Source organism: bacterium (assembly GCA_017744355.1).
Classification (GTDB): domain Bacteria; phylum Cyanobacteriota; class Sericytochromatia; order S15B-MN24; family UBA4093; genus JAGIBK01.
Genome location: JAGIBK010000001.1, coordinates 35850 through 61449 on the forward strand (window position 1 = coordinate 35850; position 25600 = coordinate 61449).

Here is a 25600-nt window from a genome sequence, read left to right on the forward strand (position 1 = left end):
GGGGATCCTAGCCCTGCTTCGGGACCCCGGGCTTCGGCGAAAGTGACCGAGATCGACGCACGATCCGCCCTCTGTCCCTTAGAATGAGGGAATGCCCTTATCCAACGACGTTCTGGCCCTGCTGCGCACCCCCAAGTTCTGGCGTTTCCAGCTGGGGTCGATCGCTGCCTCTTTCGCCCAGGCCATGTTCGGCACCGCCATCGGCTGGGATCTCTACGAGCGGACCCATAGCGCCTTCTTGCTCGGTCTGGTCGGCCTCGTGCAGTTCATCCCGGTCGTGCTGCTCGCCTTGCCCGCCGGGCAGGTGGTCGATCGCTACGACCGCAGCCGCGTCCTGATGGGGGCGATCGCCCTCCACGTCGTGGGCGTGCTGGGCCTGGTGGCGGCGACGCACCTCGGCGCACCGCTTCCCGTCTTCTACGCGTGCCTCTTCTTGAGCGGGGTGGCCCAGGCCTTCTCGGGCCCCGCCCGCGCCGCCATCTTGCCCAGGCTCGTGCCCAAGGAGCTGCTCGCGCGGGCCGTCACCTGGAACACGACCGCCTGGCAGCTCACCTACTTGATCGGCCCGGCGCTCGCGGGCCTCTTCATCGGGGCGACGCGGCGGGCCGACACCATCTACCTCTTCGACGCGGTTGCTTGTATCTTCTTCCTCCTGATGCTCGCGGGCCTCAAGGCCCCGCCGCTCCAGTCGAACAAGCAGGCACCGACCTGGACCGATGCCCTGGTGGGCTTGAAGTTCGTCATGCGGACCGAGCTGATGCTCGGGGCCATCACCCTCGACATGTTCGCGGTGCTGCTGGGCGGGGCCGTGGTGCTGTTGCCGGTCTTCGCCAAGGACGTGCTCGCGGTCGGCCCTCAGGGCTTGGGCTGGCTGATCGCGGCCCCCTCGCTCGGGGCGGCCCTTACGAGCATCGTCCTCTCGGCGCTGCCGCCCATCCGGCGCAACGGGCCGGTCCTGCTCTGGGGGGTGGCGGGCTTCGGTCTCGCCACGGTGGGCTTCGCCCTGGCGCGGGACCCGCTGCTCGCCTGGACCATGCTCTTTTTGACCGGGGTCTGCGACACGCTGAGCGTGGTCATCCGGGTCAACCTCGCCACCATCCTGACCCCCGACGAGATGCGGGGCCGGGTCGAGGCGGTCCATCGCATCTTCATCGGCACCTCCAACGAGCTGGGCGGCTTCGAGTCGGGGGTGACGGCCGCATGGTGGGGGCCGGTGCGTTCGGTTCTCTTCGGAGGGATCGGGACGCTGTTGGTCGTGGGCATGGTCGCGTGGCGATCGCCCGCGCTGCGCCGGCTCGGCGTCATCAAGGCCGAGGAGGCGCCTCACGCTGCCTCTGTTTCGTCGTGAAAGGACGGGACGAATGAAGGGAATGAGCGTGCCGCAGGACTTCCTGGCGGCGATTCGCACCATCTGCCTGGCGCTACCCGAGGCCGAAGCGTACGTCATGCACGATCACCCGGCCTTTAGGGTGGGCAAGAAGCCGTTCGTCATCATGGGCGAGGACGACTTCAGCCTCAAGGTGCCGATCCTGGACCAGCCGCTGTACCTGGAGGATCCGCGCTTCACCTTGACCCACTACATCGGCCGCCACGGCTGGGTCACCATGAAGCCTGGTAGCCAGGCGGACTGGGACGAGATTCCGCGCCTGATCGGCATCAGCTACCGGCAGGCGGCCCCCAAGCGCCTGCTGAAGACGCTCGGGGAATCGCGCTAGGCCAGTGGGATGGGGTGGCCTTCCTCGATGCAGAGGGCCTTGGCCATGGAGTCGATCTCGCTGGTGTTGAGGCTGGGGCGCTCTTTCTTGGCCTTGGTGACGATCTGCCGGATGAGCAGCCCGAGCACGAACCGCATGAAGAGGTTGCTCGCCGGGAGGAAGAGCTCATCGCGATAGGCCTTGGCCTCGGCGGCGGTGCGCTTGGTGGTCTGCTTCACGTAGTCGGCGATTTCCGCGTCGCTCATGCCGCTCTTGATGAGGTCGCCGAGCGCCTGGGCGTCGAGGCCGAAGTACGCGAGGAACTTCTTGTCGCCGGGGCAGGGGTAGGGCGTGTAGTCGCCGTGGGTGCCGGCATAGAAGGCGCGGGCCTTGTCGATCAGGCGGGGAAGCCAGGCGTAGCCCTCGAGGGTGTCGAAGGGGCTGCGAGGGACTTGCGTCTTCAGGTCGAGGGCCATTTGGGGTCCTGTTCTCGTGAGGGGCGGCTTTGCGTCCCTCATCCTAGCGGCTCGCGTGCTCCCCTGTCGAGGTGCGAGGACGAGCCAACTTCCTCGCTTCACGGTATAACCATTCTTGTCTCCGGCTTCCTTCACCAAAGGCTGTGCATCCATGACCACTTCCCGCCTCCTTCCCGCTCTGCTTGCCGCCATGCTCGGTGTTTCGGCCTCGCCGGCCCTCGCGCAGCAGGCCGCCACGCCGCCCGCAGCCTCCTGGCTCAAGATGAGCGACGCGGAGCGCCGCGCGGCCGATGAGCTGGCTCAGGCCTACATGCGCTTCTTGAAGGCGGCCAAGATCCCGCTCCACCGGACCCAGTACCTGACGACCGAGCTCGCCAAGACCGGCTTCAAGCCCTTCGGGCCGTCTTCCGCCTGGCAGCCCGGGGCCAAGTACTACCTGGTCAACCGCGATCGCGCCCTGATGGCCGTGGTGGTCGGCAAGAAGCCCCTCAAGGCGGGGGTGCGCTTGATCGGCGCCCACCTGGACTCGCCGCGCCTGGATCTGCGCCTCAAGCCCCTCAAGACGGTCGAGGGCTTCGGCATGCTCAAGACCCAGCCCTACGGCGGCATCAAGCGCTACCAGTGGTCCAACCTGCCGCTGGCGCTCGTCGGTCAGGTGGCGCGCAAGGACGGTAAGCTGGTGGACGTCTCCATCGGGATGCAGCCCAACGATCCGGTCTTCATCCTGCCGGATCTGGCCCCGCACGTGGACAAGGAGTTCCGCGGCCGCAGCGTCGAGGACGTCTTCAAGGGCGAGGAGCTGAGCACCATCGCGGCTTCGGTGCCGGACGGCAGCGGCGATCTCAAGAAGGCCGTCATGGGCGAGCTGAACAAGCGCTACGGCCTGGACGAGGAGGACTTCATCTCCTCGGAGCTCGCCCTGGTACCTGCCCAGGAACCGCGCGAGGTGGGCCTCGACCGCATGCTGATCGGCTCTTACGGTCAGGACGACGGGCTGTGCTCGTTCGTCGGGATCAACGCCCTCCAGCAGCTGAAGGGCACGCCCGAGTACACCTCGATCGTCTACCTGGTGGACCACGAGGAGGTCGGCAACATCAACACCACCGGCGTGCGCAGTCGCTTCTTCGTCTCGGCGCTCGAACGCTTCGCGAACCGAGAGCTTGGGCGCGAGGCGTCCAGCGAGTACATCTCGACCCTGCTCGAGAACTCCGAGGCCATCTCGGCGGACGTGTCGCAGGCCATCAACCCCAACTTCCCCGGGACCGAGGACCCTCACAACACCGCGCGCCTGGGCCAGGGCTTCACCGTCAAGACTATGAAGCCCGGCTTCGACGCGACCCCGGCCTTCCGTGGCCGTCTGCGCCGGATGCTCGCCGACCAGCGCATTTCCTGGCAGACCTACGCCTACAAGGTCGACGGCGGGGGCGGGGCCACCATCGGCGCCCAGCTCCAGGAGCTGAACATGGACGTGGTGGACGTGGGAGCGCCCTTGCTCGCCATGCACGGCACCTTCGAGCTCTCCTCGAAGGCGGATCTCCACGCTCTCAACCGCTTCTTCGACGCCTACTTCAGCGCACCCTAGCCGAAAAATTCCGCTTAAGCCTTGTTCCAGGCGAGGCTGAGCCCTATATTTCCCCCGAAAGCCGCTGACGAGACGGCGTCAAAGGAGGGGGCATGCGAAAATACTGGGCGGAGTTGCTCGGGACGTTCGTCCTGGTCTTCGGAGGCGTTGGGACGGCCGTCCTGGCCGGCAGCAAGGTTGGGTTTCTCGGCGTAGCATTGGCCTTCGGCCTGTCGCTGCTTGCGATGGTGTACGTGGTGGGCCCCATTTCGGGGTGTCACGTCAATCCGGCCGTGACCTTCGGCATGTACCTGAGCCGCAAGATCGGGGGAAGGGACGCCCTCGCCTACGCGGGTGCCCAGATCGTCGGGGCGATCCTCGGCGCGGGCCTCGTCTACCTCATCGCGCGGGGCGTGCCGGGCGGCTACAGCGCCGCGGTGTCGGGCCTCGCGGCGAACGGCTACGGGGCGCACTCCCCCGGTGGGTACGACTTGCTCTCGGCGTTTTGCGCCGAGGTCGTCCTGACCTTCTTCCTGGTCGTGACGGTGCTCGGGGCCACGGACGTCAAGACGCCGCCGGGCTTCGCGGGCATCCCCATCGGGCTCGTGCTCACGCTCATCCACCTGATCGGGATCCCGGTGACCAACACCTCGGTCAACCCGGCGCGCAGCATCGGGCCCGCGCTCTTCGTCGGAGGCTGGGCCCTGAGCCAGTTGTGGCTGTTCATCGTGGCGCCGCTCGTCGGGGCGGCGATCGCAGTGGCGGTGTACCAGGGGATCCGCTCGTCGCTCTTCGTCATCTCCACCCGCGAGGCCGAGACCGCGGGCGAGCGCGAGCGCCTCGCCGCCAAGCCCCGTCGATAGCAGCGCGAAACGCCCCGCAGCCCAAGTCGGGCCACGGGGCGTCAGAGGACAGAGAGGGGCTAGGCCGGGTCGGCGGCGGTGAGCGCGGAAGGCTCGATCGTTGCGCCGCTCAGGGCTCCCTTGGTGACCAGCACCGAGCAGGTGGAGTGGGTGACCACCGCGCTGGAAACGCTGCCGAGCAGGAAGCGCTGGAGGCCCGTCCGGCCGTGAGAGCCGACGATGATCAGGTCGGCATGAAGCTTCTCGGCTTCAGCGAGGATCATATCGGCCGGCGCCCCGATCCGGTGGACCGTGCGGGCGTCGATCCCCTTCTCCTTCAAGAAGGCGGCCGCCTTGGCGAGCAGGGCCTCGGCATCTTCTTTGCTGGGCAGTTCGTAGATCGCCTCGGGCGCGTAGCCCAGACCGCCGAAGGTGGCGAAGTTGACGAGGGTCGAGACGGTCAGGACGGTGACTTCGGCGGCGTTGGCGCTGGCGAACTGCGCGGCGCGCTCCAGGGCGAGCTGGGAGTGGCGCGAGTCATCGGTAGCAACGAGAATTTTCATGACGACCTCCTTCGGAACGGACGGGATCATTGTCCCGGATCCGCCTGCGCCGGACGTCCGAATAAACTACGCGTGATGCGCTAAGATGGACAGAAGGAGGCTTTTGACCTTGAGCATGCACTATCTTCACACCAAACTCCGCGTCCGCGACCTTGATTCGGCTTTGCGGTTCTACGAAAGCTCTTTCGGTTACCAGCTGCGCAGCCGGCGGCCGGGGCCGGAAGGCAGCGAGATCGCCTTCATCTCCCTGCCCGGAGAGGCCGCGGAGCTGCAGCTGTGCCAGTACCCGGGCGACGAGGCCTTCGCGGTGCCCGCGCGGATGATGCACCTGGCTTTCAAGGTCGAGGACATCGAGGCGGCGGTCCAGGCGCTACAGGCGGCGGGCGCTTCGCTCCAGTCGGGACCCTATGCCATTCCCTCGGGCTCTCGCGTGGCCTTCCTGCGCGATCTCGACGGCTACGACCTGGAGCTGGTCCAGAAGAGCAAGTAGGCGCTCCCTTCACCGCGTGAGGTGATCGTACCGCACCGGTTCGGCGGGGACCCGCTGCAGCGGTAAGCTGAACCAGAAGCGGCTACCTTTCCCGAGCTCGCTTGCCACGTTGAGGCGGCCCCCGTGGGCCTCGACGATCGCCTTGCAGATGGCGAGCCCTATCCCGAGGCCGCCCACCTCGCGCGTCGTGCCCATATCCGCCTGCTGAAAGCGGACGAAGAGGCGCGCGAGCACCTCTTCCGGGATGCCGATGCCCGTGTCGCGGACCTCGGTGATGACCGAATCCCCCTCGATCCAGGCGCGCAGCGTGACTTTGCCGCCGCGCGGAGTGAACTTGACGGCGTTGTCGACCAGGTTGTGGACGACTTCGATCACGCGCTCGCCGTCGAGTACGAGCTCGCCGGGCACGTCCACGCCCACCTCGAGGGCGACTCCCTTCTCGGCGGCTTTCTCCTCGAGGTCGCGCAGGGCCTCCAGGATGACCGGCGGGTACTCGGTGGCCGAGCATGCGAGCTGAAACTTGCCTGCCTGGATCCGGCCCAGTTCGAGCAGGTCCCGGACCTTGGCGTTCATCTGCTGCGCGCCTGCGAGCACCTGATCCAGGTAGAGTTGCTGGTCCTGGTTGATGGGGCCGGCGTCGCCTTCGGCGAGCATGGTGCCGAAGCCGATCACCGAGCTGAGGGGCGTGCGTAACTCGTGGCTGAGCGCCGCCAAGAATTCGTCCTTGTGGCGGTCCGCGTCGCGCAGGGCGCGATTGGCGTGCAAGAGCTCGTCGGCCCGATGAGCCAGCTCGCTTTCGGCGCGCTTGAGCGCGGCGATCTTGCCGCTGAGGCGGGAGGTGAGGCTGCTGATCACCACGCCGATGACGCCCATGGTGGCGAAGGTGAAGAGGTAGCTGAGGTCGTAGACCCTGAGGGTCAAGTAGGGCGCGGTGAAGAAGAAGTTGAAGGCAAGGACCGCGAGCACCGCCGCGAAGCTTGCGGCCCCGAGATTGCCGCGCAGGGCGACCGGCAAGAGCCCGAGCAGGTAGAGCATGATGAGGGTAGCCTCGGGCACGTTGCCGAACAGCAGCCGGTTCAGGAGGGTGCAGAGGGCCACGGCAACCAGGGCCCAGCCGTAGGCGCGCCAAGGCGGCCTGCTACCGGCCACGGCGGAGCTGTCAGCCCCCAGCCAGTGGGCCCCCCATTCCCTCAGGCGGGGCCCGGCGCGATCCCGACGGGCGGCCACGGGAGCTTACCCCAGGATTTGGACGGGCCCGTGGTCGTCGCAGTGGCCTGCGTGCTCGTGGTGCAGGCGTCCGTTGACCACTCGGTCCATGTGGTCGCCGTGCGGGACCATGGGCTGGTCTTCGGCGTGCATGGCGCAGGCGACCTGCTGGCAGGTGTCGGGGTTGTGATCGGAGACGGGGATGCTGCTTTCGTCCCAGTGCTCGCCGTGCTGGCGATGCAGGTGGCCGTCGTGGAGGTAGCCTGTCTCGTCGGCCCACTGGACCCGAAGATGGCCGCAGTCTTGGCCGTGCTGGTGCTCGTGGCGCTCGTGAGTCTTGCAGACGGGAGTCATGGTGGCCCTCCTTTTCAGTGGCGGATGGGGTGCGGATGCAGTTGGCGCGCGACGCGCGCGATCTCGTCCAGGAGCGTCGAGATGCCCGTGCCGTGCAGGGCGGAGACCAAGAGGGGGCGGCTCACCTCGCCGGTGAGCGCACGGATGAGCCGCGGGGCGTCGATCAGGTCGCGCTTGTTGATGACCGTGAGGATCGGCTTGCCGCTGACCCCCAGCTCGTCGAGGACCTCGAGCACCGTCCGGACCTGGCCCTCGACCTCGGGGTGGCTGCCGTCCACCACGTGGATCAGGGCGTCGGCCTCGACCACCTCTTCGAGGGTGGCGCGGAAGGCGGCCACCAGCATGTGGGGAAGGTGCTGGATGAAGCCGACCGTGTCCGAGACCAGGGCCACCTCGCGGTTGGGTAGCACCAGGCGCCGCGTGGTCGGGTCCAGGGTCGCGAAGAGCCGGTCCTCGGCAAGCACCGAGGCCCGGGTCAGGGTGTTCAGGAGGGTCGACTTGCCCGCGTTGGTGTAGCCGACCAGGGCGAACTGAGGCAAGGGGACCCGGCCATGGCGCAGGCGAGCCCGGTGCCGCTGCAGCGCCTTGACCTCTCGCTCGAGCTGGGTGATCCGCGCGCGGATCCGGCGGCGATCGCTTTCGAGCTTGGTCTCGCCCGGGCCCCGGGTGCCGATGCCGCCGCCCAGGCGCGAGAGGGCCTCACCCCTGCCCGCCAGCCGGGGCAAGCGATAGTTGAGCTGCGCGAGCTCCACCTGTAGCTTGCCTTCTCGGGTGTGGGCCCGCTGGGCGAAGATGTCAAGGATGAGCGCCGTGCGGTCGACCACCTTGACCCCGACGATTTTCTCGAGGTTGGCTTGCTGGCCCGGTGAGAGCTCTTCGTTCAAAAGGAGCATGGTCGCGCCTTGCTCCTGGCACATGAGGGCGAGAGCTTCGGCCTTGCCGCTGCCGACGAGCGTCGCCGGGTCGGGGCGATCGCGCTTCTGGAGCACCCGCCCCAGCACCTCGGCCCCGGCGGTCTGGGCCAGCTGGTCCAGCTCGTCCATGCTCGCCTCGGCCGCGTCGTGGGTCTGGTCGCCGGTCTGGACGCCGGCCAGGAGGGCTTTCTCCTTGCCGGTCTCGACGGCGATGGCGCGGTTGTAGCGCGCGAACTCGCGCTCGATCTCGTCCACCAGGAAGACCACGTCGAGGCTTTCGAGGACCTCGCGCAGCCCGTGGGGCTCGTCGAGCCGCCAGAGGTGCCCCTCGCTATCGGCGAGCGGCGACAGGGTGGCCATCCAGACCAGCGATCGCGTCAGGTCCGTGGGCTCGGGCTCGACGACGGCGATCAGGTCGAGCCGATGGCGTTGCAGCAAGACCAGTTCGGCGCTGCCGATGCCACCGCCCTTGTTGCGCACGATGACGAGGCGATCGCCCGAGAGCCTGGCGGCACCCAGCCGCTCCATCTCGCTCGGCAAATCCAGCCGCCCGTCGCCCACCACCACGCGTTCGACGTGGCCCTTGCGCGAGATCTGAAACGCCAGGTCCCGGTTCAGGTGCCGCGCAAGCTCCGCGGCCCGGTCCACCAGCTCGTAGCCCACGAGCTGCCGCGGCGGTACCCGCCGCCACGTCAATCGTTCGAGGACGCGCAGCTCGCTGGGCTTCAGCCCGCGCAGGTTTCCGGACAGCCTTTCCATCGGCACCCGCTCTTTCCGGCCCCATGGGGCGCGAGAATGTGCTGCGGAGTATAAGCGCTCCCGAAGGGCGCTACTACCGATGCCAGGCCGCTTTGCGCGGAGCGAAAGGCCAACGAAAGGAGTAAGATTGAGAGACTGCCCCTCTTTCAGACCTCCAGGAGCCCGCGTGACCTCTCATCCCCCGGCCAGTGCCTCTCGTTCGATCTCGTCTCAGGTGATCCTGGCGCTCGGCGTCGTCTACGTCGTCTGGGGCTCGACCTACCTGGCCATTCGCTTCGCCGTCGAGGGCCTGCCCCCCTTCGTGATGGCGGGGCTGCGCTTCTTCTTGGCGGGCCTCCTGATGGTCGCCTTCGGCTTCGCCGCCCGCCACGCGCGCCCGAGCGGCCGCGAGATCGTCTGGTCCTCGATCATCGGGATCTTCCTCTTGGTCGGAGGCAACGGGTTCGTCGTCTGGGCCGAGCAGTACGTCTCGTCGGGGATGGCCGCCCTCATGGTGGCGACGGTCCCCCTGTGGATCCTCGGCCTGGAGGCCAGCCTCAAGGGCGGGGCGCGTCCCGCTCCGCTCGGGTTGGCCGGGGTCCTCTTGGGTTTCGGGGGCGTCGTCACCCTGATGTGGCCCAAGCTCGCCACCGGCGCGAGCCAGTCGCTGCTCGCGCAGGGCGCGGTCGTCCTCGCCTCTTTGCTCTGGGCCATCGGCTCGGTGCTGGCGCGGCGGGTGCCCCTGCCCGCCTCCGGGGTCTACCACTCGGGGATCTCCATGCTCGCCGGGTCGGCGGGCTTCCTGGTGCTCTCACTGGCTTTCGGCGAGCCTTCGCGCTTCGCATGGGCGAGCGTCCCGACTTCCGCGTGGCTGGCGCTGGCTTATCTCGTCACCTTCGGGTCCTGCATCGGCTTCTCGGCATACGCCTGGCTCGTCCGAAACGCCGAGCCGAGTCTCTACTCGACCTACGCTTACGTGAACCCGGTGGTGGCCGTGATGCTCGGGGCCTTGCTCGCCGCCGAGCCGGTCGATGCCTGGCTGCTCGCAGGCGCCGGCCTCATCGTCGTCTCGGTGATGCTCGTCATCCGCGGAGGGCGCAAGACCGCGCGCTGAGCCCGCCTACCGCGCGGCGGCGCAGCACGCTTGCTTGATGCGCTGCATCAGCGAAACGAAGCGCTCGGGTTCCTCGAAGCACGCCGCATGAGCCGACTGCTCGAAAACGACGTGCTCCTTGTAGGGAGCCTGCAACTGCTGGAAGTAAGCCTCGACGAGCGGTAGGGGCATGTTGAAGTCGTGCCGCCCGGAGACGAAGTAGACCGGGACCGCGAGGTGCGGGACCCGCTGGGTCAGGTCGATCTCCATCGCTTCGGGCCAGAGGCGCTCCATGGCGACCATGAAGCCGCGCATGAAGTTCAGCTTGTCGAACAGGCCGTACTCCTTCGAGCGCAGCAGCGGCCCGAAGAACAGGCTCATGCCGCGCTGCCCGAAGAGCATGCCGCCCGATTTGACGAGCCAGGATTTCTGCTTGCCCACTTCTTGGAGGCTCGCGTAGGGCGGTGCGCCCAGGGCTTCGAGCTCGCGCACTGCGCGGCGCTTGCCCGCCTTCTTCGCCCAATCGAGGATGAGCGCGTAGGAGGCGCGCTCGCGCTCGATCCCGTCCGTCCACTGGCTGACGCCCACGTAGGCGGCGACCAGCTCGGGGTAGCGCTGGGCGAGCATGGTGCCGGTGATGGTGCCCCACGAGTGGGCGACGATCACCACCTGCCGACTGCCGAAGCGCTGATTGAGCTGGAGGATCAGCTCGTGCGCGTCCGAGAGGATCTGGGCGTGGGTCATGGTTTCAGGCGCCAGGCCTGGGGCGAAGGACTTGCCCTGGCCGCGCTGGTCCCAGCTCACCACCACGAAGTCCTCTTCAAGGCGGCCGAGATATTCTCGGATGGCGGTCATCTCGGTCGCACCCGGCCCGCCGTGGATGAAGAGCAGGACCGGGTTGGTCCGCCGCTGGCCTCGGATGAGGATCCACTGGGGCTGATCGCCGAGGGTCACGGTTTCGAGCGAGGCGATGGGGCCGCTGTCCTGGGGATTTGCCGAGCCCGGCGCAGGAGCGGTCGACTGATGGTGGGGCATGGGGCTTTCTCCTTGCTAGCGGGTCGGCGCCGGGAGCGCCGAGGGGGGCAGGGGCAGCGGACAGTGCGAGAGGGTGCGGAAGGCCGAGCCGATGGCGAAGACCGCGAGCTGGAAACACGCCGCCGCTTGCTCCGGGCTTTCGTGGTAGCCGGCGAGTTCGAGGCTGACGGCGCCGTGAACGGTCGTCCACATGGCGTCTGCGACCCGGTCAGCGTCGCCCGCCATGAGCTCGTTTGCGTCCATGGCCCGCTGGACCCCGTCGCGCAGCAGGCGATAGGCGCGGGTCTGCCGGCCACGCAGGGCGGTCGCCGGGATAAAGGCGGCAAAGCGGGCGCCGAACACCAGGGCGTAGTGGGCCGGGTGCGAGATGGCGCAGGCCCGGTAGGCCCAGGCGAGACGGTAGAGGTAGTGCTCGCCCGAGGGCACGGCATCGAGGAAGCCAGCCAGCATTTCGGCGGCCTCCTCGTACAGGACCCCGAGCAGCCCCTCTTTGCCCCCGAAGATCGTGTAGACCATCTGGGTCGAGGTGCCCGCCCCGTCGGCTACGCGGCGCACCGAGAGGGCTTCTAGCCCCTCGGCCTGGAAGATGGCGCGGGCGCCGTCCAGCATGCGGCTGCGTAGTGCGTCGTGATCCTTGCTCATCCTTCCCCCCTCGCCGGCGCTTTCGGTCGATTTATAACACCGTTATATCATCGTTATCAAGCGGGCGCAAGTAAGGGGCCCCAAGAGGCCCCTTGCTTGAAAGGTGCTGCCGTCCCTCGCCTTTAGGGCGGGGCGAGCATCAGTACTGGTTGAGCGTCCCCCACTGCCGGGCCTTGCGCTCGGCCAGGGCGAAGGCGGCGATGCCGAGCCCCAGGAAGATGGCCGTGTTGATCGCAAGGCTCGTGATGGCGCCGCTCGCGAAGAGCTTCGAGAGCGGGACGCCGGTGACGGCGAGATCCTTGAGGACCAAAAGGGCCTTGGTGAAGGGGAAGTTGTTCACGAAGCCCGCCATCCAGCCGGGCAGCGCGTTGAGGGGCAGGATCGCGAGGCCGAAGACCAGCATGACGGCGAACTGGGAGAGGGTCGCGACCTTCTTGTAGAGCAGGGCGGCCCCGCCGAGCATCAGGCCGATGCCCTCGGTGCCCAGGTACATGAGGGTGAGCAGGATGGCGAAGCCCGGCACGTTCAGGTGGAAGCGCACGCCGGTGACCAGGGTTGCGATCGCAAGCACCAGGGCGAAGCGCGCGAGCATCTCCACGTACGAGGCCAGGTCGCGCAACAGGACGATGACGACCAGCGGAGGCGGGCTGAGCGCCGCTTGCTCGAGGGTGCCGGTCTGGACCTCGTCGGCCAAGAGCTCGGTGGCGTTGCCGATCCCGTTGATGGCGATGTAGGTGATGAGCAGGCCAAGGAGCCGCTCCATCTGCCCCGCCTCGAAGCCGGGCAGCGACGAGGTGCCCACCCCGCCCATGGCGCCGAAGCCGAAGTAGATCATGAAGGCGAAGCCCAGGTTCCACACCAGTCGGCTGACGAGCTCGAACGGGTAGCGGGTGAGCAGGATGAACTCGCGCTTGAGTTCGGCCCAGAAGAGGTTCAAGTAGCTCATGCGATCCCTTCGATGACGCGGCGGTAGATATCCTCGAGATTGGTTTCGTGTTGCTGGATGCCGATCAGCTCGACGCCCGCCTCGCGCAGCGGGTCGAGCGCGCGGTACAGCAAGCTGGCATCCCCCTCGGGCAAGGTGAAGCGAGAGATTCCCGCCTCGGCGCTGAGGTCCTGGCCGCCTGCCGCTCCGACGGCCGCTTTCAGGGCGGCGGACAGTTCGCCGCGCACCCGCACGTCGTACCCCGGGGTCCGATGGGCGCTCATGAGCTGGTCGAGCGATTGCAAGGTGGCGAGCTTGCCGCCCGCGATGATGGCGATGCGGTCGGAGAGGGCCTGGGCCACCTCCATCTGGTGGGTGGTCAGGATGATGCCGCAGCCCTCGTCGGCGATCGCGCGGACCGTCTCCTTGAAGGTCGAGGCCGCGAGCACGTCCAGCCCCAGGGTCGGCTCGTCCAGGAGGAGCACCCGCGGCTGGTTAATGAGCGCGATCGCGATGGCCACCCGCTGCTGGAGGCCCCGCGACAGTTCACCCACCCGCTTTTGCAGGTGTTCCTGCAGGTCGAGGCGCATAATCAGGTCGTTCGCGCGCTCTTTGAGGCGGGAGACTCCCTTGAGGGCGCCGAAGTAATCGAGGTTCTCCCGGATGGTCAGCTTCCAGTGGAGGTTGCGGTTGCCTTCGAGCACCGCGCCCAGGCGCTGGACGGCCCGGCTGCGATCGCGCACCACGTCGATGCCAGCCAGGCTGATCGAACCCGAGGTCGGTTGCAAGAGGCCCGCGATCATCTTGAGGGTCGTGGTCTTGCCGGCCCCGTTGGGACCAAGCAAGCCGAGGATCTCGCCCGGATCGACGTGGAAGCTGACGCCCTGGACGGCGGTGTGCGCTGCGCGGCCGAGGCGCGCGGGGTAGACCTTGCGCAGGTCCTGGATCCTGAGGCCCTCGGCGACGGGCGAGGCGCCGACGGCGGCCGGATGCGTGGCGAGGTTCATGCGGACGGGGCGCCTTCCTTGTGGTTCGTTTTCGAGGACGTGGCCCATCATAGCGCAGCGGCAGCCGGCTGGACAGGCCTTGGGTCTACGGGGTCAGCGGAAAGAGGCGTGCGCCTGAGCGGCGCTGCGGGATACGCGCAGGCGCTCCTGGTGGCGCTCGCGTGCCGCTTCGAAGTCGTCCGGCAGGTTGTCGAAGAGCGGGGCGTTACCGACCTGGAGGGCCAGCTCGTCGAAGACGACCGCCATGCCCTTCTGGCCCAGCGCCTCGAGGGCGCGGGCGTTCTCGTACAGGGCCTCGAAGGCGTACAGGTCGCAAAAGGCCACCTGGTCCTGCTTGAGGCGGTAGAGGCCCCGGGTGGATTCGAGGATGTCGCCCAGCCCGATGGCCTTGAGGCTTTGGCGCATGCCGTAGACCGTCGTGTGCAGGGGCTCGAGCGCCTCCGGGTCGTTGAACAGCCACTCGGCCAGCGACTCCGACGAGCAGCCTTCCGGATGTAGGACCAGGTGCGCGAGCAAGGCGAGGGCCTTCTTGCGGGGCCAGCGAGCAGCTTGTGCCGCCCCCCGATAGGCGCCCAGATCCCCGAAGCCCCGGATCCTGAGGACGGGGCGGGGCTCGGCGAGGCCGAGTTCTTCCAGGACCAGGGACTCGCTCTTGCGAAGGCGCTGGCCGTGGGGGGTGGCGAGCAGCGCGTCGATCGCCGCCGGGGCGTTGGCGTCACCCGCTTTGGCTTCGATCCCGAGGAGGACGAGGCGGCCGAAGGTCGTGTCGTGCTCCGAGAGCGGGGTATTGAGGTGGCGCTGGAGGTGTTCGACGGCCTCGGCGTCCCTGCCTTGCCGATGAAGGGCGAGGGCCCACTGGCGCGCGAGGCTGCCCGCGTACTTGGCCACCGGCTGAAGGCGCAACAGCTCGTCGCGGGTCGCGGCGGCCTCCTCGAAGCGGCCGATACGGCTGAGCGCGTTCATGAGGCCGAGGTAGGCCGCGTGCATGTGCTCCAGGTTGTCGTGTGCCTGGGCATGGCCCAGGTGGTACCGGCAGAGGCGTGCGGCGAGTGCGTGGTCCTGGTGCTGGTAAGCGTTGCCGGAGAGGCCCAAGAGATAGCACAGGAAGTTCTCGGTCGATAGACCGATGAATGCGTCGAGGGGCAGCGAGACGAGCTGCTCGAAGCGCGGGGGGGCATTCTCGTCGAGGGCGAGCGCGTCGAACTTGGCCTGGTGCGCCCGCAAGAGGTCCACCTGGAAGCCGTGGGTGGTGGCGAGCCTGAGCATCTGGTCGGCGTAGCGCAGGGCATCGGCTTGCCGGTACTGGTTGACGCTCAGGCTTTGAAGATTGCGCAGCGCCCGGAACTGCTCGTAGTAGACGGCACGCTCGCCGGCGGCCGGCACGCCCAGGATTTCACGCCAGCGCTCTTCGGCCTGATCCTGTCGGCCCTCGAACCAGTGCGAAAGCCCCTTCAGGTGAAGGGTCTGAGCGTGCTGCGTGGGTTCAAGCGCCGGCAGGGCCTCAAGGCGTGCGAGCAACACCTGGAGCGCGTCCAGATCTTCGGTGGCGGTGGCCACCTTCGCCAACCGGATCAGCAGATCCGCCGTCGGGCCCTTGGCGGCCTCGCGCAGGGCGAGTGCCTGACGATAACAGCCGAGCGCCTGCAGGTACTGCCCTGTCGCGCAGTGGGTGTCCCCCTCCAGCTGGAGCAGGTAGGGTTGCGCAGCGCGGACCGCCGTCGGGATCCGCTGCAAGAGGTCGGCGAGGGAGGGCTTACGGGCGGTGCGCAACAGGCGCGTGGCGTGCGCGCTGAGCCGTCGCTCCACTTGCGGCCAGAGCCCGTCTGGCTGGCTTTGCTGGATGAGGACGTGGGCCGGCGAAAGCCAGGGCCGGCGCAGCTGGACGGTATCGTCCGGCGTCAGGTGCGCCAGGTTCCGACGCACGAGCTCGAGCCCCTCGGGCGACGGAGGGGCCGTCTCGGTGAGGGTGAGGGCGAGGGCCTCGGCCCGCAGGGGATCCGGCAGGGTGATCAGGTCGTCGGGGTGGGGGGCCTCATGCCAGTGCGGCGCGTCGGCCTCCAGGCTGTGGCAGCCCGGTCGTTGGAGCGAAGGCAGCCGGTGGCGCGAGGCCACGGCGAGGGCCCCGGTGCGCGGGAAGTGCCGCAGCAGCGCGAGAAGCTCGGGCAGGGCCTCGGAGTCTTCGAGCAGGTGCAGGTCGTCGACGAGCAGGCAGGTGGTGGGTGTCGCCTCGGCCAGGGCGATCGCAAGGCGTGCCCCCCACGAGGGAGAGAGGCCCGAGCGGGTCAGCGCTTCGTAGGGCTCACGGACTTCCGGCCACGCCAGCAGCAGTCGGTGCCGCAGGAATTCGGGCACGCGATCCTCGACGCTCAGGGTCAGGAGAAGCGTCGGCTGGGTGCTTTCTTGCTGCCAGCGGCCCAAGAGCGCCGATTTGCCGGCTCGCGGCCCAGCGCTCAGCAGGATCGTCCCGCCGGGGTGAAGGGTGGGCATGTCCATGGAACAGGATCATACTAAAATTTGGGGCAATGCAAAAATTAGTGCATCAGCTTGGACGGGGCTTTATGCCAGGCGATCCCGCATGGAACGAGGCGGCGTGCGCCTCCGGCTGCCGGCGATCAGCCCGAAGGCCATCAGGGCGATGGCGAAGACGACTGCCCAGCCGATGGGGGGCGTGCGCTGCTCGCCGGCGATGGCGATTAGGCCCCAGCCGAGCGCTGCGTTGAAGGCCCAGTCTCGCTTACGGTAGCCCAGGACGGCGCCGAGCCCGCCGAGGCCGAGGATGGCGATCGCAGACCAAGCAACCGACGAGAGCAGGACGCTGCGCAGACCCAGGTCGTCGGTCAATACCCCCGCGAGGCTCACCACGGTCGCAAGCGAGAGCCAGCCGAGGTAGAGGCCCAGGGGCCAGCTGACGCAGAGCCGCTGGGGCATGCCGTGCGCGGCCTCGGGCTTGAAGCGCTGGTAGGCGACGGCGGCGCTTGCGAGCATGCCGACGATGAGCAAGAGGGCGAGCGGCATCTGGACGAAGCCGACCGCCACGGGCCACAGGATCCCGCAGACGAACGAGACGAGCATGGGGACGCGGGTCTCGGCGAGCAGCGCGCCGCGTGGGTGGAAGGGCAGCCACTGGTAGACGGCGTAGGCGCCGAGGGCCGCGAAGAGCAGCCCCCAGATCGAGAAGGCGTACGGCGCGGGATCCAGGTAGAGGGGTGTTCTCAGCTGGCTGACCTGCTGGACGGTCATGGGCAGCAGGGCGAAGCTGAACACGTTGAGCAGGGTCATGACAAGCCAAGCGCCGAGCACGCCGTAGCGGAGCCAGGCGGGGCCCTGGTAGCGCTTTCCCTCTTCGATGTAGCGCGAGAGCCAGGTGTGCCTGAGCGTCGGAGCTTTCGTCTGGGGAGCCTTTTGCATGGCGGCCTCCTTTGCGCGAGCGACGCCCCCAGTATGGCGCGCTCGGGGCCGCACTCAATGGGCAGGCGATGATGCCTGCGCTATCATGGAGGGGCCTGGCGGATCGTGGGCCGGGCGATCGAGGAGGGAGCGCCATGGCTGAACGAAGCGAGCGCGAGAAGATGGTCGCAGGGGATCTCTACCTGGCGTCTGATCCCGAGCTGGTCGAGGCACGCAAGCATGCGCGCGCCCAGCTGCGCCGCTACAACGCCTCGACCGAGGACCAGGCCCCCTTCCGCTTCAACCTCTTGAAGGAATTCTTCGGCTCGGTCGGCGCGCGCCTCGAAATCGAGCCGCCCTTCCGGTGCGACTACGGCTTCAACATCCACGCGGGCGACGGCCTCTACATGAACTTCGACTGCGTCATCCTGGACTGCGCCGAGGTGCGCATCGGCCGCAACGTCATGTTCGGCCCCGGCGTCCACGTCTACGCCGCGACCCACCCGCTGGAGGCCGCGCAACGGATCGAGGGGCCCGAGCTCGCGCGTCCGGTCACGATCGGGGACAACGTCTGGGTCGGGGGCCGCAGCGTCATCTGCCCCGGGGTCAAAATCGGCGACAACACCACCATCGGGGCGGGCAGCGTGGTGACGCGTGACATCCCGGCGAACGTCTTCGCCGCGGGCAACCCGTGCCGGGTGATTCGCTCGCTCTGAGCCCCGCAATTTCAGGCCGCACGCTACAATGGAGCGTCACGGCTGCATAGGACGAACCATGAACGCCTTCCCTTCACGCGCGCTCGGCTGGATCTTCATCTACGCCCTGCTTCTCTTCACCACCTTCAACCTCTTGCGCCCGTTCTGGGAGGCGATCGCCTGGTCGTTCATCCTGGCGGCGGTCTCTTGGCCCCTCTACAAGCGTCTGCACGCTGCCCTCAAGGGCCGCGACACCCTCTCGGCCGTCATCATGAGCCTGGGGATTGTCGCCGTCGTGGTGGTGCCCCTGGCCCTCATCACAAGCTCCTTGATCGCCGAGCTGGGACCCGCCTACGAGATGGTCAAGAACCTGCTCGCCGCCCCGCCGCCTCCGCCGGATTGGCTCTCGCGGGTGCCGGCGGCCGAGCAAGCCTGGCTGGATGCGGCCGAGGCCCTGCACCACGGCTCGGGCCTCGGCAAGGAGATGCTCCTGCCGCTTTTGCGCCCGGGCACCCAGGCCCTCGCCTTGGTGGGGGCCAACCTGGGCCAGGCGGGTCTTGCCCTCTTCACCCTCTTCTTCCTGTATCGCAACGGTGAGCGCTACTTCGTGCAGGGCAAGGCCGTCCTTTCTCACCTCCTGGGCGAGCGTGCCGGCCGGCTGCTCGACCCCACCAAGGAGGCTATGCGCGCCGTGTTCGCGGGGGTCATCCTCGCCGCCGTCGCCCAGGGCATCGCCGCGGGCCTGGGCTACGCCCTGGTCGGTTTGCGCGCCCCCATCCTCCTGGGGGTCGCCACGAGCCTCTTGGCCCTCATCCCCTTCGGGGCGGTCCTCATCTGGGGCACGGCGGCCCTCGGCCTCTTCTTCGCGGGCTCGACGATCAAGGCCCTGATCCTGGTCGCGTGGGGTGTCTTGGTGGTCAGCACCGTGGACAACCTCGTGCGCCCGCTCGTCATCAGCGGGACCTCGCGCCTGCCGTACCTCCAGACCTTCTTCTTCATCCTGGGAGGCCTCGCCCTCTTCGGGCTGGTCGGTCTCTTCATCGGGCCTGCGATCCTCGCGGTCTGGATGGTCCTCTGGAACGAGTGGGTGGAGGCCGGCCTCCGGCATGACACCAGCCTTCCATAAGGTCACGGTTTCCGAGCGCACCGCGGGGCTCTTGAAGCACGAGCTCAAGGACCTCGCGAGCCGCTTCGGGGCCCTGACCCGCATCGCCTGGCAGTTCCACCAGGGCGGGCGGTGCGCGCCGGGCAAGCAGATCCGACGGCTGGGCGACGGCCTGTACAAGATGCGCCTCACCGAGGCCCTGCGCATCCCCTTCTTCTTCACCGAGGGGCCCCAGGGGCTCGCCCTTCACTTCGGGGACATCGGCTCGCACGACGCGGGCGAGGTCTGGCACCGGGTGGCGCCGGTGGTCGAGATCGCCGAGGCCCTGCACGTGGCGCCTTCGCCCATCGCCATCGAGTTCGATGCCCCCCTCGTCTCCGACAGGCCTTGGCCCGTTCGTCGGGTCTGGGATCCCGCCTGGGACGAGCGCCGCCGGCGCGACCCCGAGGCAGGTCTCCTGCTCGATCTGGACGAGGCCCAGCGCGCCATCGCCATGCGGCCGGGGCCGGTCCTGCTCAAGGGCGGCGCGGGCAGCGGCAAGACGACCGTGGCCCTCTACCGCCTCATGATGGGCGAGGGGCAGGGCCGTCAGCTCTACGTCACCTACACCCCCCAGCTCAAGCGCCACGCCGAGCGCCTTTACCACTGCCTTTCGCCTCGGCGCGACAACCCCCCGCGCTTCATGACCCTCGACGAGGTCTGCCGCGCCCTCTTGCCGGACGACGGCGCTTTTGCCCCCGAGCAGCGGCTGACCCTTTCGGCCTTCAAGCACCATCTCTTCGGCCGCCTCAACCGCTTCATCGGCCGCGATCCCGAACGGTACTGGGAAGAGATCCAGGCCGTCATCAAGGGGGACGAGCAACTGCTTGCGGCCCCCGAGCGCGCCTACCTGACGCGCGAGGCCTACCTGGAAAGCCCCTTGCGCACGTCGGATGACCCGGACGCCTTCTACCGCGTCTTCGAGGCCTACCGTGCTCTCGACGGCTGGGACGACCTGGATCTCGCCCAGGCGGCTTACCGCGCGGTGCTTGCGGGCGAGAATTCGCTCGGTACTTTCGACGAGCTTGTCATCGACGAGGCTCAGGACCTGACGGCCTTCCACCTCGGGATCCTCATGCGCCTCTGCGCGCGCCCTGACGGCTTCTTCTTGGCGGGCGATACCCACCAGGCCATCCACCCGGGCCGCTTCGACTGGCTGCGCTTCCGCGAGCGGCTCTATCGCCACTGGCGCATCGGCCTCGGGCGCGAGGCGGTCCTGCAACTGCCCACCAACTATCGCTCGCCTGAGCCCGTGGTGGCCCTCGCCAACAAGATCGCCGCCTGGCGTGGCGAGGTCCTCGGGGATCCCGACGGGGCGCCGGTCGCGGCCCTCAAGTCGGGGCCCGCTATCTGTCGCCTGAGGCCGAGCGAGATCGGAAGCTTGCCGCCTCCTGAGCGCCTCAGTGCCCGCCTGATGGTCGTCGTCTCGGGCGAGGCCGCCAAGGAGGAGCTGAGGGATCGCTTCGGCGAGGCCCCCCTTTTCACCGTTCACGAGGCCAAGGGCCTTGAGCGCGAATACGTGGTGCTCTGGAACCTGCTCGATGCGGACTGGGCCGTCTGGGAGCGCCGGGATCCGGCCGATTCGCGCCTGCGCTATGCGATCAACCGCTTCAACGTGGCCGTCACCCGGGCCATCGAGCAGCTCTTCATCGTGGACGCCTTTTGGCCCCGTGGCTGGGAGCCGCTCGCGGATTGCCCCCTGGTCGAGGGGGAGGCGGCCCTCTTGCGGCTGAAGGACATTCTCGAAGCGGCCGACGAGGATGCGACCTTCATCGCGCAGCGGGCCGAGGAGCTCGCAGAGCGGGGCCATCACGCTCAGGCCGCTGCCCTCTACGAGCGGATCGGCGCCTGGAGCGAGGCGGCAACCTGCTACGAACTCCTTTCGCGCTGGGCGGATGCGGCCGTGTGCTACGAGCACGCCGAGCGCTTCAAGCAAGCCGCCGCCTGCGCAGAGCGCGGGGGCCTCTGGCGCGACGCCGTCACCTACTGGGACATGGCAGGCGACAAGCGTCGGGCCGCTCAGGGACTGCTGGAACTCGGGGCCTGGCGCGAGGCGCTGCCTCGCTTGCGGGCCCTGGGCGATGCGGCCGGGACGGCCCGGTGCCTGGAGCGCCTCGAAGTCTACGAAGAGGCCGCCGAGGCTTATGAAAAGGCGGGGGATGCGGCGGGCGTGGCGCGTTGCATGGGGCGGCTCGGGCAGAACGAGACGGCGGCCCAGCGCTTCGAGGCCTGCGGGGCCTGGGCGCAGGCAGGCGTTCACTGGGAGCGCGCGGGCAAGCGCGATCGCGCCTACGCGGCTTACTGCGAGGGGCAAGACTGGCTGCCTGCCGGCCGGCTCATGGCCGAGGCCCACGACTGGGAGGCGGCTCTCGGGCACTTCCGGACGGCCGAGGCGCCGCTGCTTGCGATGTACGCGGCCCGGCGCAAGAACGACAAGAAGGCGCTCCTGCGCGCAGCCGAGCGCTTTGCGATCGCTTGCAGCCGCGAGGCGTCAGCCGAGGCCAAGCCGGCCGACGAGTTGCTCGCGTTCTGGCGAGCGCTCATGACCGAGGACTTCGCCTGGGTGTGGGAGGCCGATTGGCGCGAGCTCGTGCCGGTGGCCTGGCGTATCTTCGGGGAGGTCTTCGCCGCGCAGGCCGAGCGCGCGCGGCGGATCGACTGGGCGGCGCTCGATGCGCACGTGGCGGCCAGACATTGGGACGAGGCGATCGCGCTGCTGGAGCGCGCCGGTCGCGTCGAGGCCGTGGCCGCCCTGCGTGCGGGGTCGGACTACTCGACGTAGACGGCGGTGCCGCTCGCGCTGACCATGATCATGCTGCCGTCGGCGCCGATCGTCTCGTAGTCGAGATCGACCCCGACCACGGCGTTGGCGCCGAGCTTGCGGGCCTCTTCGATCATCTCCTTGACCGCGATGTCCTTGGCCCGGCGCAGCTCCTTCTCGTAGGAGGCCGAGCGGCCGCCGACGATGTCGCGGATGCTGGCGAAGAAGTCCTTGAAGATGTTGGCCCCCAGGATGGCCTCGCCGCTGACCAGGCCCTGGTACTTGGTGATGCGCTGGCCGTCGATGCTGGGGGTGGTGGTGACGATCATGGCGGAATCCTTGTCGTGAGGCGGGGGATGCAGGGTCATCATACCCCAAGCGAAGGTTCCGCACCCGTCAGGGGCAGGCTGAACCAGAAGGTGCTGCCCTTGCCCGGTCCTTCGCTCTCGACCCCCATGGCGCCCCCGTGGGCTTCGATCAGGGCCTTGCTGATGGAGAGCCCCAGCCCGCTGCCGCTCAGGCCGGGCACCCCGGAGAGCTGGCTGAAGCGCTTGAAGAGGCGTGGCACGTCCTCGGCCGAGATGCCCGGCCCGGTGTCGCTCACCTCGCAGCGCAGAGCCTCGGCTGTCGCCTCGGCGCGCACGGCGATCCGGCCGCCGGCAGGGGTGAACTTGATGGCGTTGGAGAGCAGGTTGTGGAGGACCTGGCCGATCCGTTTCTCGTCGCAATCGAGAATGGGCAGAGCCGCCGGGAGCGAGACGGTGAGGCTAAGGGTCTTTTGCTCGGCGCTCAGGGCGAGCAGGCCGAGGGTGCGCTCCACCAGGCGATCGAAGGCCACCTGCTGGACGTTCAGCGTGAAGTGGCCCGCCTGGATCATGCCCATGTCGAGCAGGTCGTTCACGTGGTGGATGAGCAGCTCGGTCCCGGTGCGGATCTGCTGCATGGCCCGCTGCTGCTCGGGGGTAAGAGGACCCAGCGCCTGGTTCTCGAGCAGGACGCTGTAGCCCTTGAGGATGCTCAGCGGGTTCTTGAGCTCGTGCGCCACGACGCTGATGAACTCGTCCTTGAGGCGATCCGCCTGGCGCAGGCGTCGGTTAGCCTCTTCCAGCTTGGCTTCGGCCTCCTTCTGCCGGGTGATCTCCTCGACCTGCCCCACGGCATAGAGGGGGGCGCACTGCTCGTCGCGGACCAGCGAGACGGTGAGCTTGAGCCACAGCAGGTTTCCCGAGCGGTGGATGTAGCGCTTCTCGAGCTGGTAGGTCTCGATCTCGCCGCGCTGGAGCTGGTCGTAGAGGGCAAAATCGCTTTCCACGTCGTCCGGGTGCGTGATGTCCTGGACGCTCATGGTCGCAAGCTCCGCTTCGGAGTAGCCCACGATCCGGCAGAGGGCCGGGTTGACCTTCAGGAGCTTGCCGTCGAGCCCCACCAGCGCCATGCCGAGGGCCGAGAACTGAAAGGCGCCCTTGAAGCGTTCCTGCTGCTCGCGGAGCCTGCGGTTGGCGATGACCAGGTCGCTGACGTCCCGGATCGTGTTCGCCACCCCCTCGACCTGGCCGTCGGAGCCGAGGATCGGAGCCAGGTGGTAATCGTAGAAGCGCAGGCCTTGCCGGGTCGGGAAGTGGCTCTCGCCCTGGGTGGGCTTGCCGGTTTCGACGACTTCCTGGACCTTGCGTGCGAAGGGAATGAGGACCTCGGGCGGGAGGCCTAGCTCCTGCCAGGATTTTCCCTGCACCTGCGAGAGCGCGAGCCCCAGCGCATGGAGAGCCGCGGGGTTGGCGTACTGGTAGCGGCCATCCGGCCCGAACAGGAAGAACAGGTCGGGCGACGACGCAAGGATCGCGGCGAGCTGCCATCCAGGGATGGCCGTCTCGATGGCTTCGATTGCCGGAGGGTGGGGACGAGGGGCTTGCATCCAGGCCTTTCTGACGAGGGGGCAGTAGAATTTTTCCCCAGAATCGCGAGAAGAACACGGCGTCCTGCTTGGCCACGGCCTTGAACTCTCGCCCTATTGCTTGCATCATACGGTGAGGAGGATCCGCATGCCGCGCTGGTTAGAGGAGATCATTCGTCGCCTCGGGTGGTTCTACACGCTCGCCTTCGGGGCGGCGGTGCTTGCCCTGCTCGCCTTCGCGAAACTCGCCGACGAGGTCCTCGAGACCGACACGGCACGCTTTGACCGGGCGGTGCTCGCCTGGGTCCAGACGCACGTGGACCCGGAATGGACCCCGCTCGTCGTCGCCACGACCCTGGTCGGCTCGGTGGGGGCCATCGTCCTGTTCGGCGTGGTCTTCGGTCTCTTTCTCTTCGCCCGCAAACGCCACGCCGATGCGCTGACGCTGGCGGCGGTCCTGGCGGGGGGCGGGGGGCTCACCTACGTCCTCAAGCAGGCCTTCCGCCAGACGCGGCCGGACCTGTACGCCTCGCCCGTCCACAAGGCGAGCTATTCCTTCCCCAGCGGCCATGCCCTCATGTCCGTGTGCTTCTTCGGATTTTTGGCCTACTGGACGGTCGCGCAGGGTCCCCGCGAGCCGTGGCGCTGGCTGGTGGCCCTCTGCTGCCTGCTGCTCGCGGGACTCATCAGCCTCAGCCGGCTGTACCTCGCCGTCCACTGGCCCTCGGACATCGTGGCCGGAGCCCTGGTGGGCTTCTTCTGGCTCGCCTGCTGCCTGACGGCCAGGCGCTGGATCCTCACCCGCGAGGCCTGAGCCCGGGCAGCGGCGCAAGAGTTCCAAGAAAAATCGTCGCGGGGACGCTTTCGCTCGCCCCTGGCCTCGGCGCACCATGCGCGGGTCATCGAGGGCAGCGAGGCGAGGAGCCATGGTTGGTTGGGTGCGCGCGTGCGGCGTCTTGGCCGCCGTTATCGGCTTGGCGCTCGCTTCGGGGTGCCGAGAGGCCCGCCGGGACGGCAAGATTGCCTTGCGACTGTCAGGTTATGCGGGCAACCCTGCCGAGACCGACCTGATGCGCGAGCTGGTCGACGACTTCAACGCCTCCCAGGCCCAGATTTCCGCGCGCTACGAGCCGGTGCCGGGCCAGTACTACCCCAAGCTGCTCACCATGCTCGCGAGCAGGACGGCCCCGGACGTCTTCTACCTGGACATCCTGTACTTCCAGCCCTTTATCGCCAAGCGCTCGATCTTACTCCCGCTCGACGATTTTCTCGCCACTTCCTCGACCAAGGCCAGCGACTTCATCCCTTCTTTGATCGGCGCCTTCAGCGACAAGGGCAAGGTCTACGGCATCCCCAAGGACTTCAACACCTTCGGGCTCTACTACAACCGCGAAAGCTTCGACCGGGCGGGGCTGAGCTACCCGAGCGACCAGTGGGATCTGTTTCGCTTTCGAGACGTGGCCGAGCGCCTGACGCGCAACACGGGCCCAGCGCCCCGCCACGGCTTTGCCCTGACGCCCGAGACGGCGGATCGCTTCTTGCCCGTCGCCGCCATGTTCGGTGCGCGCCTCTATGCGCCCGACGGGTCGTGCGCGATCGCAAGCCCTGCGGGCGTGAAGGCCATGGAGTACTACGCCAGCCTGAGGGGCTCGGGTGCGGCCATCTTCCCGTCCGAGGTCGGCAGCAGCTGGGCCGGGGACGCCTTCGGGCGCGAGCAGGCGGCCATGGTCTTCGAGGGCAGCTGGCTGACCCCCTACCTCGCGGAGTCCTTCCCCCGGCTCGGCTACGGCATCAGCCAGTTGCCCCGGGGCCCTGCCGGCCGCAGCAACTTCCTCTTCACCGTCGCCTACGTCATCCCCCAGAGCGCCCGCCACCCTGAGGCCTCCTGGAAGCTCATCGAGTACCTGACGAGCGCATCCGCCCAGGAGCGGATCACTTTCGCCCTGCCCAGCCGCAAGGCGGTCAGCGCGCGCTTCGTTTCAAAGCATCCCCAGTACCGCCCGATCCTCGACGCGGCGGCCTACGCCGAGCCCTACGCCTTCGGGCCGCAGGGCAACCGCGTCAACGATCGCCTCGGCCTCGCGGTGCAGGAGGTGCTCCTGGGGGTGAAGTCGCCTCAGCAGGCGCTCGCGGAGGCCGCCGCGGCCATCGACCGGATAAACCGGCTCTAGGACAGGGAGGA

At 68.2% G+C, this 25600-nt stretch carries 24 protein-coding genes; 11 read left to right on the forward strand and 13 right to left on the reverse strand.

Going from position 1 to position 25600, the window contains the following annotated elements; all coding sequences use genetic code 11:
- Nucleotides 1-91: 91 nt before the first annotated feature.
- Nucleotides 92-1348, forward strand: coding sequence for an MFS transporter (locus J7643_00220; GenBank protein MBO9538999.1), 1257 nt, complete (start codon nucleotides 92-94; stop codon nucleotides 1346-1348).
- Nucleotides 1349-1361: 13 nt separating this feature from the next.
- Nucleotides 1362-1715 carry an MmcQ/YjbR family DNA-binding protein gene (locus tag J7643_00225; GenBank protein ID MBO9539000.1) on the forward strand — a complete coding sequence of 118 codons (354 nt, stop codon included), beginning with the start codon at nucleotides 1362-1364 and terminating at the stop codon, nucleotides 1713-1715.
- Here J7643_00225 and J7643_00230 read toward each other — a convergent pair.
- Nucleotides 1712-2170 (reverse strand): DUF5069 domain-containing protein, encoded by a 459-nt coding sequence (locus J7643_00230; GenBank protein ID MBO9539001.1) that lies wholly within the window; start codon nucleotides 2168-2170, stop codon nucleotides 1712-1714. The two genes, J7643_00225 and J7643_00230, sit on opposite strands and share 4 nt — an antisense overlap.
- Before the next feature lie 151 nt (nucleotides 2171-2321).
- On the opposite strand from J7643_00230, the gene J7643_00235 reads away from it, so the two are divergent.
- Both J7643_00235 and aqpZ read left to right on the forward strand, forming a co-directional pair.
- A complete protein-coding gene (locus tag J7643_00235; GenBank protein MBO9539002.1) occupies nucleotides 2322-3752 on the forward strand; it encodes an aminopeptidase 1 in 1431 nt (476 codons plus the stop codon).
- 92 nt (nucleotides 3753-3844) lie between these two features.
- On the forward strand, nucleotides 3845-4594 hold the full coding sequence (gene aqpZ, locus J7643_00240) for an aquaporin Z (GenBank protein ID MBO9539003.1): 750 nt from the start codon (nucleotides 3845-3847) through the stop codon (nucleotides 4592-4594).
- Nucleotides 4595-4653: 59 nt separating this feature from the next.
- Here the strand turns inward: aqpZ and J7643_00245 are convergent, their stop codons facing one another.
- Nucleotides 4654-5136 (reverse strand): universal stress protein, encoded by a 483-nt coding sequence (locus J7643_00245; protein MBO9539004.1) that lies wholly within the window; start codon nucleotides 5134-5136, stop codon nucleotides 4654-4656.
- A 109-nt stretch (nucleotides 5137-5245) separates the two neighbouring features.
- Here J7643_00245 and J7643_00250 point away from each other — a divergent pair, with 109 nt between their 5' ends.
- Complete coding sequence (locus J7643_00250; GenBank protein ID MBO9539005.1) at nucleotides 5246-5626, forward strand: VOC family protein; 381 nt, start codon at nucleotides 5246-5248, stop codon at nucleotides 5624-5626.
- A gap of 9 nt (nucleotides 5627-5635) precedes the next feature.
- On the opposite strand, the gene J7643_00255 is transcribed toward J7643_00250, so the two are convergent.
- The 3 genes from J7643_00255 to hflX are packed head-to-tail and all read right to left on the reverse strand — an operon-like array spanning nucleotide 5636 to nucleotide 8859.
- Complete coding sequence (locus J7643_00255; protein MBO9539006.1) at nucleotides 5636-6853, reverse strand: DUF4118 domain-containing protein; 1218 nt, start codon at nucleotides 6851-6853, stop codon at nucleotides 5636-5638.
- A 6-nt stretch (nucleotides 6854-6859) separates the two neighbouring features.
- Complete coding sequence (locus J7643_00260) at nucleotides 6860-7186, reverse strand: hypothetical protein (GenBank protein ID MBO9539007.1); 327 nt, start codon at nucleotides 7184-7186, stop codon at nucleotides 6860-6862.
- Nucleotides 7187-7200: 14 nt separating this feature from the next.
- On the reverse strand, nucleotides 7201-8859 hold the full coding sequence (gene hflX, locus J7643_00265; GenBank protein MBO9539008.1) for a GTPase HflX: 1659 nt from the start codon (nucleotides 8857-8859) through the stop codon (nucleotides 7201-7203).
- 166 nt (nucleotides 8860-9025) lie between these two features.
- Between hflX and J7643_00270 the strand changes: the two genes are divergently transcribed.
- Nucleotides 9026-9952, forward strand: a complete 927-nt coding sequence (locus J7643_00270; protein MBO9539009.1) for an EamA family transporter — start codon at nucleotides 9026-9028, stop codon at nucleotides 9950-9952.
- A 6-nt stretch (nucleotides 9953-9958) separates the two neighbouring features.
- Here J7643_00270 and J7643_00275 read toward each other — a convergent pair whose 3' ends face one another.
- The 6 genes from J7643_00275 to J7643_00300 form a co-directional block, all read right to left on the reverse strand.
- Nucleotides 9959-10966, reverse strand: a complete 1008-nt coding sequence (locus tag J7643_00275; GenBank protein ID MBO9539010.1) for an alpha/beta hydrolase — start codon at nucleotides 10964-10966, stop codon at nucleotides 9959-9961.
- A 15-nt stretch (nucleotides 10967-10981) separates the two neighbouring features.
- Entirely contained in the window at nucleotides 10982-11608 is a 627-nt protein-coding gene (locus J7643_00280; protein ID MBO9539011.1) for a TetR/AcrR family transcriptional regulator, read from the reverse strand.
- A gap of 139 nt (nucleotides 11609-11747) precedes the next feature.
- The gene (locus J7643_00285) at nucleotides 11748-12554 is read right to left on the reverse strand and encodes an ABC transporter permease (GenBank protein MBO9539012.1); all 807 of its coding nucleotides are present in this window, start codon (nucleotides 12552-12554) and stop codon (nucleotides 11748-11750) included.
- Nucleotides 12551-13540, reverse strand: coding sequence for an ABC transporter ATP-binding protein (locus J7643_00290; GenBank protein MBO9539013.1), 990 nt, complete (start codon nucleotides 13538-13540; stop codon nucleotides 12551-12553). The genes J7643_00285 and J7643_00290 overlap by 4 nt, the downstream gene beginning before the upstream one ends.
- 93 nt (nucleotides 13541-13633) lie before the next feature.
- Entirely contained in the window at nucleotides 13634-16033 is a 2400-nt protein-coding gene (locus J7643_00295; protein ID MBO9539014.1) for a hypothetical protein, read from the reverse strand.
- 63 nt (nucleotides 16034-16096) lie between these two features.
- Nucleotides 16097-16948 carry a tryptophan-rich sensory protein gene (locus J7643_00300; GenBank protein ID MBO9539015.1) on the reverse strand — a complete coding sequence of 284 codons (852 nt, stop codon included), beginning with the start codon at nucleotides 16946-16948 and terminating at the stop codon, nucleotides 16097-16099.
- Between the two features lie 134 nt (nucleotides 16949-17082).
- Between J7643_00300 and J7643_00305 the strand changes: the two genes are divergently transcribed.
- Genes J7643_00305 through J7643_00315 form a run of 3 tightly spaced genes read left to right on the forward strand, consistent with a single transcriptional unit; the run spans nucleotide 17083 to nucleotide 21548 of the window.
- Nucleotides 17083-17643: a sugar O-acetyltransferase gene (locus J7643_00305; GenBank protein MBO9539016.1), complete on the forward strand. Its 561-nt coding sequence runs from the start codon at nucleotides 17083-17085 to the stop codon at nucleotides 17641-17643.
- Between the two features lie 58 nt (nucleotides 17644-17701).
- Complete coding sequence (locus J7643_00310) at nucleotides 17702-18748, forward strand: AI-2E family transporter (protein MBO9539017.1); 1047 nt, start codon at nucleotides 17702-17704, stop codon at nucleotides 18746-18748.
- Nucleotides 18729-21548, forward strand: a complete 2820-nt coding sequence (locus J7643_00315; GenBank protein ID MBO9539018.1) for an AAA family ATPase — start codon at nucleotides 18729-18731, stop codon at nucleotides 21546-21548. Before J7643_00310 ends, J7643_00315 begins: the two co-directional genes overlap by 20 nt.
- Here the strand turns inward: J7643_00315 and J7643_00320 are convergent.
- Both J7643_00320 and J7643_00325 read right to left on the reverse strand, forming a co-directional pair.
- The gene (locus J7643_00320; protein MBO9539019.1) at nucleotides 21536-21856 is read right to left on the reverse strand and encodes a heavy metal-binding domain-containing protein; all 321 of its coding nucleotides are present in this window, start codon (nucleotides 21854-21856) and stop codon (nucleotides 21536-21538) included. The genes J7643_00315 and J7643_00320 overlap by 13 nt on opposite strands.
- 38 nt (nucleotides 21857-21894) lie before the next feature.
- Nucleotides 21895-23439, reverse strand: coding sequence for a PAS domain S-box protein (locus J7643_00325; protein ID MBO9539020.1), 1545 nt, complete (start codon nucleotides 23437-23439; stop codon nucleotides 21895-21897).
- A 127-nt stretch (nucleotides 23440-23566) separates the two neighbouring features.
- On the opposite strand from J7643_00325, the gene J7643_00330 reads away from it, so the two are divergent.
- Complete coding sequence (locus J7643_00330; protein MBO9539021.1) at nucleotides 23567-24232, forward strand: phosphatase PAP2 family protein; 666 nt, start codon at nucleotides 23567-23569, stop codon at nucleotides 24230-24232.
- Between the two features lie 112 nt (nucleotides 24233-24344).
- Nucleotides 24345-25589 carry an ABC transporter substrate-binding protein gene (locus J7643_00335; GenBank protein ID MBO9539022.1) on the forward strand — a complete coding sequence of 415 codons (1245 nt, stop codon included), beginning with the start codon at nucleotides 24345-24347 and terminating at the stop codon, nucleotides 25587-25589.
- Nucleotides 25590-25600 lie beyond the last annotated feature (11 nt).